This is a genomic window from Microcoleus sp. C2D2 (genome assembly GCF_036702495.1).
GTDB lineage: Bacteria > Cyanobacteriota > Cyanobacteriia > Cyanobacteriales > Microcoleaceae > Microcoleus.
The window spans coordinates 1-5,613 of the sequence record NZ_JAUBTO010000269.1 but is presented as its reverse complement, the minus strand read 5'-3'; the positions used below and the strand labels follow the sequence as shown (position 1 = coordinate 5,613).

The window sequence follows — 5,613 nt, the reverse complement described above, 5'->3', positions numbered from 1 at the left end:
CGCCCGCCACGAGAAACACCCCAAAGTATCCAAATTGTTTTTTTGAGTCCTAATTGTTGCTCGATAACAAGCTTTGCTAGTTCGAGTTTCTCTTCGTGTTCCAGAGGCGAGTCAGGGGCGAAAACTGGGGTCTGAAGTGTTCCGGCTAGTATTTCAGCCAACATTGTAGAAAGGCGTTCCGCTCGTGTATCCCTTGTTCCGTCTAGTGTTCCAGGTTCCGGTGATTCGTTTTCTGGAACATCTGGGGGCGTTCCAGTTTGTTCCGTAGTATCAGGATTTGAAAAACTCGGAACACTTTTTTGAAGCCTAGCAATAGGGTCTAAATAACTACTATCAGCTTTAGTTGGTTGATGATTATTCGGTTCGGACAGCTTGGGAACTTGCAGAATAAAGCGCTTGTTCAAAGGCATCCCAGGCAACTTAATTACAGCTTCATAACGTGGAACTGCGTTACCAGTTTTAGGACATTGCTGACCGAGTAATTCGACTTCTAAAAGGGCTTCATCACGCAATTTTGCCATGCCAGCAGCATTAGCTAATCCCGCCATTGTGCGCGTGTGACTTACGATTAAGCCAAACATTTTAGCTTTGCGAATATCACTTAAAGCTGACTGAAAAAACTCACCCGCAGCACTGCATCGCCCCGCCCAATTTGTGAATTCATCGCAGCACAGAGTCAGTGGTTGAAACGTCGGGTTAGGTTCAGATTCAATCCGCTTATACCGTCGTCGAACTTCCTCAGCAAACCATTCAAGTTTGGCATCAATGGCCGCGTAGTTCATCCCGCCCCCGACAACCTCGCACCCAGCCCAAGCGCCATAAGCGGCGTGTGGGTCACAGATAATTACTCGGTGTCCGGCTTCTAGTCGGCGCTTGACTTCCTGTTCTGCAAAGGTGGTTTTTCCACTTCCCGGTGCGCCATAGATTAGTACGCTTGGATAGTTGGTGAGGACGGGCATTTTGGGCCCGACAGTCAGATCGGGCAGTTCTGGTGAGTTTGCCTGTGGATCTACTTTGTCGCCAGGATTAGAGATTGATTCAAGTGTCGCCGTGCCACTAAGCAAGGGCTGCTGAGCACTGGGGTCAATCCCCAAAGATTCCATATAAGCTTGCTCAATCTCACCCTCAAATGCCACCTCATCCGCCTCTGCGAGCTTTTTGTATCTGGTAGCGGTAGTGCTCATTTGGTACGCGCTTTCGGCAGCATAACCAAACTCGTAAGCTCGATTTTTATACTGTTTGATTCGTTGTCGAACTGGCTCTTGTTCGCCTTCGCTTCGGGCGATGAGCATTGTTAGGAACATCCCCCCAGTAGAAAGCAAGGCAAGTAAGATTTTAATGCCTCCATATCCGCGCTCAAGGCTTTTGAATTCAGCTTTAGGAGGAACCAACCAGGCGGGCTGTGAGTCAATCCTGTTGCCGATTTTGTACTCAATTCTGTCGTTAAATGGCAAGGCTGTAGCAGCAACAATTCCCGCGATACTTGCGCTCAAAAGTCCGGCAACAATTGGCTGGTTTATATTACTTAGCATTGTTCAATTTGCTCCATACTTGTGCTATTACAAATCCGACGGTAATCACGATTAATACAAAGCTAAAAATCAACATTTGAGAATTAGCAATTATCCACGCTTGCCACGCATCCCAATTACCTGCAATCAGCGCAGCTCCGACGGCAATTAAGATTAATTGACTGCGTAACTTTGCAGCACCATCAACAGCCAAACTGTACACTGCTAGCCCTAAACCAGCAGCAGGAATCAGAATCACCCATGCTGGAATCAGAGCCGGGATTGCGCGCACGATAAGGCTTGCAGATAGACCAACGCCGAAGTAACTGCCAAATTCACCCCAGTTTCCGGTCAATGTCCAGAAGCGCTCGATGTTGGTTACTTCGGGTGCTTTAGCTTGATTTTGCTGCTCAATTTGTTGGGGAGTTTCTGAGTTGAAATAGTCGAAGTTTGAATCAAATTCTGAGTACATACAAAAAAAGCGGGCATAAAACCCGCTTGCTACTGTGTGCTATTTGCGACCAGAGAAGAAGTCAAAAAGCCCATCTAAGAAGCCTTTTGAATTGTTGCCGACAGAGGAATTATTGCTACCAGTCGAAGCGCCTGACACAGCCGGAATTGGGTCAAAGTCTTTGGCGTTGATGTAGTTGGTGAAAGCAGCCCGCTTAGCTTGCATAGCGATTGCTTGCTGTGGGCTGGCTTGAATCGCTTTTAGGCTTTGTTGAAAGCCGTTAGTTTGAATTTGCCCCTTGGCTTGATGGTTCGCTTTGATTAATAGCAATCGCTGCCTAAAATCGGCATTTGCAAGAGTCTGGGTGCTGGCTCCTTGCACCTTTACCAGGTTCAATTCGTTTGGCAATTGCTGGCTTAGATTGACGATGTGTTGGTCGTGTTTTGCACCCGCTACAATTGCTTTAGAAACGTATTTGTCAATCTGTGCCTTGTCGGTTAAACCACCTTCAATAGCTTCTAAAGTTAGCCTTTCAAGTTCAACTTTGTTAGCACGAATCTTGGCATCGTGGCGATTGTAGGCGGTTCGTAATTGTTTCTGAAGGTCTAATATTTTGGCGGTACGGGCTGCATCATGCACCATCTCTGGGGTGAGGGGCCCAGAGTGATACCCGAATTCGCGGGCTACATGACCCGCTCCTGATGTTTGCGCTACTCGAAATTGCATTACAATGCTCCTTAGATGAAGTCTCCCCCTTCAACAGAGGGAGGGTTTACGCGGCCAGCCGATTACTTTGCAAGGGGAAGCGGCTGGCTTGAATTGTTGCTGTTGTTGTTGATGGTCACGTTTCCGTGTACGGTTATCGGTGCTTTAATTTGCTTTGCTCCCGATTGATAGCCCACATCGTAAGCGCCTGCAATGATTAGGGTATTTGCCAGAATTGCACCGCCAACCATTATCCGTGTCAGGTTTTTATCAAAAGTTTTCTCATCATCATCAGTCATTGTTTTAATCCCTCAAACTATTAATTTTCCCGATTACTTCAATGCTTTTTGCATCCGCTACACCTTCATCTCTCAGTTGTAATGCAGCAGCTTGTAAAGCTTCCTGGGGGCGGGTTCCAACAACGTTAAAGGTTCGAGTTGTGTTGCATTCCCGCTGCACTTTTACTTTGTAAAAAGCCATAAATTAAGACTCCTGAAGGTTTGCTAAACCTGCTTTAACTTCCTCAGTAAATCCGAGCCGAACTTCTGCTGCTGCCTGTTTTCCCAGCGCCCGCCCCAGTTCTCGGTAGTTGCTCAGTAAGCCAGATTTAAAGGAAGCAATTTGAGTCAGGTTGCTATCAGCAACATTGCCAGCGTTTAGAGCAATTTGGTGATGTTGTTCAACAAATACAATTGCTGTCGATGTAGTAGCAGAACTTGTGGTCGGTGCAGCTTCAATCAGTTTTCGCAGTTCACTGAGTTTCCCAGCATTCAGCAATTTGCAAGCTTTTAGAGCAAGCTCAGAGTATTGGGTCGCCCGCGCTTCCCCACGGCGTAAGATTTTGAGGTCAATGCCGTAAATGTCTTGTAGCTTGGCAATTGCCTTCTGGAGTCCAGATTTGTTCAGTTGTAGAATCTGCTGCACTTGCGCGGCTGAGTACCAATGCTCAATCGATTCGGGGAGAGAGGAATCGATTTCTTCAGCCTGTACGTCAATCACTGCCTGGTTTTCAAGTTCCATAGTCTAGCCTGGTTAAGGAGAATCAATTCGGAATCGATTTAAAATCGATTCACTACTAGGTGCTATAGTAATATTTAGTCACTACTGGTGTCAAGTAGTAATGAACTCAAATGACAAAACTCATCTAAGGAGGGAGAATGATGAGAAGTACCATTCAAGAGACTGATGTGGCAACAGACAAACCACGCACAACCATATACTTGGAGCCAGAACTGTTTCAAGCGTTGGAGCGGCGAGCTAAAGAGGAGAAGCGGTCTATGTCGAACCTCTGTAATTTACTTCTTGAACAGGAGATGAAAATTTGGCTTGACAACAACCCAGAGAACCCACCCGAAGCCAAACCCTCATCCAACCGAACCAAAGCAACCACAGCCACTAAGGCTACGGCAAAAACTAAGCAGAGTAGAGCTTCTACACGGTCTAAGTGATGTCTAGCAGATGTTTAGTAAAGGAGAAAATATGACCGACTCAGTTAGAGTTATTCGAGCATTGGTACAAATAGGTTCCCTAACGGTCGATGGGTTCATGCTGCCAGACGGCTCGTATCGGATGAGTCAGACACAAGCGGCGGAATGCGTTGGTTTGTCAGAAAGAAACGCCCGCGAATTTTTGCAATCAAAAGCACTGAAAACTTTGCTAGGAGAAGGTTATACGCCCGCGACTTCTGAAATAGAACCCTCTGTAGGGCAGGCGCGCGGGGGTAGCCGAATTCGGGCCTTACCATTAGAAGTTGTCGGAGCTTACTGGCTATGGCAAGCGGCACGAGGAAACAAGACAGCGTTAAGTCTGGCCATGTCTTTGCTGACGGAAAATCTCGAACGTCGCTTTGACGCTGCTTTCGGCGTTACCCGCACTGAGACTGAACGAAACGAGCTTCTGAGCCAAAGAGTTCAAGAACTAGAACAGGATATCCGAGAGGCGTTCTGGGCTGATGATGAAGCCAGAATCAAATGCGACTATTACGAACGGTGGTTCAGAGACCACGGTATTGACCCGTGGAAAATCTCAGGGACGGGTGATGAGTCTGGTTAACCGACGAGGTTCCCAAAAATTAGATTTTTTACGAAAACCCGGTGATATTAATAATAAAATCTTCTAGAGAGAAAGCATGAAAAAATTAATCGTATCGGTTGCCCTCTCCCCTGATGTCGTTACCCAACTCGACAGCAACTGGGGAAAGGGCATAAAGATTTCTCGCAGTAGCTTAATTGAGGATGCCGTGAGAGTTTATCTGCTATATCTCGAAGGTTCCGAAGCGCCCAACAGCAAAAAAACGCTGAAAGCATAAGGGCTTCAGCGTTTTCGGTTAAACTTTTCTATATCCACCCTAACTCTGCTTGATCTTTCCACGGACATCCAGAGTCAGGATATCTCTTTCACACTCTAACAAAGAGTGAAAGCTACACTCATTGTGACATACTCTAACGAAAATACAATTCAATCTGTAGACAATTTAATTGAATCTGCATCCCCCCACCAAAAGGATGCGCCAAACACACAACCTGACTCAATTCTAGCAGAATGCCCCCCGCAAGATCCCGGAAATTTGGAGTTAGGGGGAGTTTTATGCAGTGTCAGCGAAAAATTCCTCACCCCCGAACATGAAGCCCACATCGCAGGCAGAGGATTGCTCAATCCTTGGGCCCGCGAATGCAGCTTCAGTGCCAGCATCGCCCAAGCTTCGCTCTATGGGATTTCGACAAAATCGGCGGGCATCCTGTTCATAGGACAAAATGGGCAAGTACAATACCGGCCGGATATCCGGGAGCCGAAGCGAGGCAAAAAGGAGCCGCCAAAGTATTTAACGTCAGTCGGAGAATTTGATGCTTTCGTCCCCCCATCTCCCGATAACCCGCTCTACTGGGAGATTGAAGCCCTAAAGCGAGAAGCTTTTTATATCAATGATGTGCCTTATATTCTCCTTAC

At 46.9% G+C, this 5,613-nt stretch carries 8 protein-coding genes and 2 pseudogenes; 4 read left to right on the top strand and 6 right to left on the bottom strand.

Annotated elements, in window-relative coordinates:
• From QUB61_RS37455 to QUB61_RS37430, 6 genes and pseudogenes are all read right to left on the bottom strand, one after another.
• Positions 1 to 1,532: pseudogene (locus QUB61_RS37455) on the bottom strand (type IV secretory system conjugative DNA transfer family protein); the annotation flags it as partial.
• A complete protein-coding gene (locus QUB61_RS37450; RefSeq protein WP_333135601.1) occupies positions 1,522 to 1,983 on the bottom strand; it encodes a hypothetical protein in 462 nt (153 codons plus the stop codon). The pseudogene QUB61_RS37455 and the gene QUB61_RS37450, both read right to left, overlap by 11 nt.
• A 39-nt stretch (positions 1,984 to 2,022) precedes the next feature.
• Positions 2,023 to 2,688: a hypothetical protein gene (locus QUB61_RS37445; RefSeq protein WP_333135603.1), complete on the bottom strand. Its 666-nt coding sequence runs from the start codon at positions 2,686 to 2,688 to the stop codon at positions 2,023 to 2,025.
• Positions 2,689 to 2,750: 62 nt separating this feature from the next.
• Positions 2,751 to 2,966 carry a hypothetical protein gene (locus QUB61_RS37440; RefSeq protein WP_333135605.1) on the bottom strand — a complete coding sequence of 72 codons (216 nt, stop codon included), beginning with the start codon at positions 2,964 to 2,966 and terminating at the stop codon, positions 2,751 to 2,753.
• 4 nt (positions 2,967 to 2,970) lie between these two features.
• Positions 2,971 to 3,147, bottom strand: a complete 177-nt coding sequence (locus QUB61_RS37435; RefSeq protein WP_333135607.1) for a hypothetical protein — start codon at positions 3,145 to 3,147, stop codon at positions 2,971 to 2,973.
• 3 nt (positions 3,148 to 3,150) lie between these two features.
• Entirely contained in the window at positions 3,151 to 3,687 is a 537-nt protein-coding gene (locus tag QUB61_RS37430; protein ID WP_333135609.1) for a hypothetical protein, read from the bottom strand.
• Between the two features lie 137 nt (positions 3,688 to 3,824).
• On the opposite strand from QUB61_RS37430, the gene QUB61_RS37425 reads away from it, so the two are divergent.
• From QUB61_RS37425 to QUB61_RS37410, 4 genes and pseudogenes are all read left to right on the top strand, one after another.
• Complete coding sequence (locus QUB61_RS37425) at positions 3,825 to 4,115, top strand: ribbon-helix-helix domain-containing protein (RefSeq protein ID WP_333135611.1); 291 nt, start codon at positions 3,825 to 3,827, stop codon at positions 4,113 to 4,115.
• A gap of 31 nt (positions 4,116 to 4,146) precedes the next feature.
• Positions 4,147 to 4,719 carry a hypothetical protein gene (locus QUB61_RS37420; protein ID WP_333135613.1) on the top strand — a complete coding sequence of 191 codons (573 nt, stop codon included), beginning with the start codon at positions 4,147 to 4,149 and terminating at the stop codon, positions 4,717 to 4,719.
• Between the two features lie 76 nt (positions 4,720 to 4,795).
• Complete coding sequence (locus QUB61_RS37415) at positions 4,796 to 4,975, top strand: hypothetical protein (protein ID WP_333135615.1); 180 nt, start codon at positions 4,796 to 4,798, stop codon at positions 4,973 to 4,975.
• A 105-nt stretch (positions 4,976 to 5,080) separates the two neighbouring features.
• Positions 5,081 to 5,613, top strand: a pseudogene (locus QUB61_RS37410) (DUF3854 domain-containing protein); the annotation flags it as partial.

Bases quoted from the DNA above. Each gene is read 5' to 3' on its own strand.
- QUB61_RS37450 (WP_333135601.1), bottom strand. From the start codon at position 1,983: ATGTACTCAGAATTTGATTCAAACTTCGACTATTTCAACTCAGAAACT.
- QUB61_RS37425 (WP_333135611.1), top strand. From the start codon at position 3,825: ATGATGAGAAGTACCATTCAAGAGACTGATGTGGCAACAGACAAACCA.
- QUB61_RS37420 (WP_333135613.1), top strand. From the start codon at position 4,147: ATGACCGACTCAGTTAGAGTTATTCGAGCATTGGTACAAATAGGTTCC.
- QUB61_RS37415 (WP_333135615.1), top strand. From the start codon at position 4,796: ATGAAAAAATTAATCGTATCGGTTGCCCTCTCCCCTGATGTCGTTACC.
- QUB61_RS37445 (WP_333135603.1), bottom strand. From the start codon at position 2,688: ATGCAATTTCGAGTAGCGCAAACATCAGGAGCGGGTCATGTAGCCCGC.
- QUB61_RS37430 (WP_333135609.1), bottom strand. From the start codon at position 3,687: ATGGAACTTGAAAACCAGGCAGTGATTGACGTACAGGCTGAAGAAATC.
- QUB61_RS37440 (WP_333135605.1), bottom strand. From the start codon at position 2,966: ATGACTGATGATGATGAGAAAACTTTTGATAAAAACCTGACACGGATA.
- QUB61_RS37435 (WP_333135607.1), bottom strand. From the start codon at position 3,147: ATGGCTTTTTACAAAGTAAAAGTGCAGCGGGAATGCAACACAACTCGA.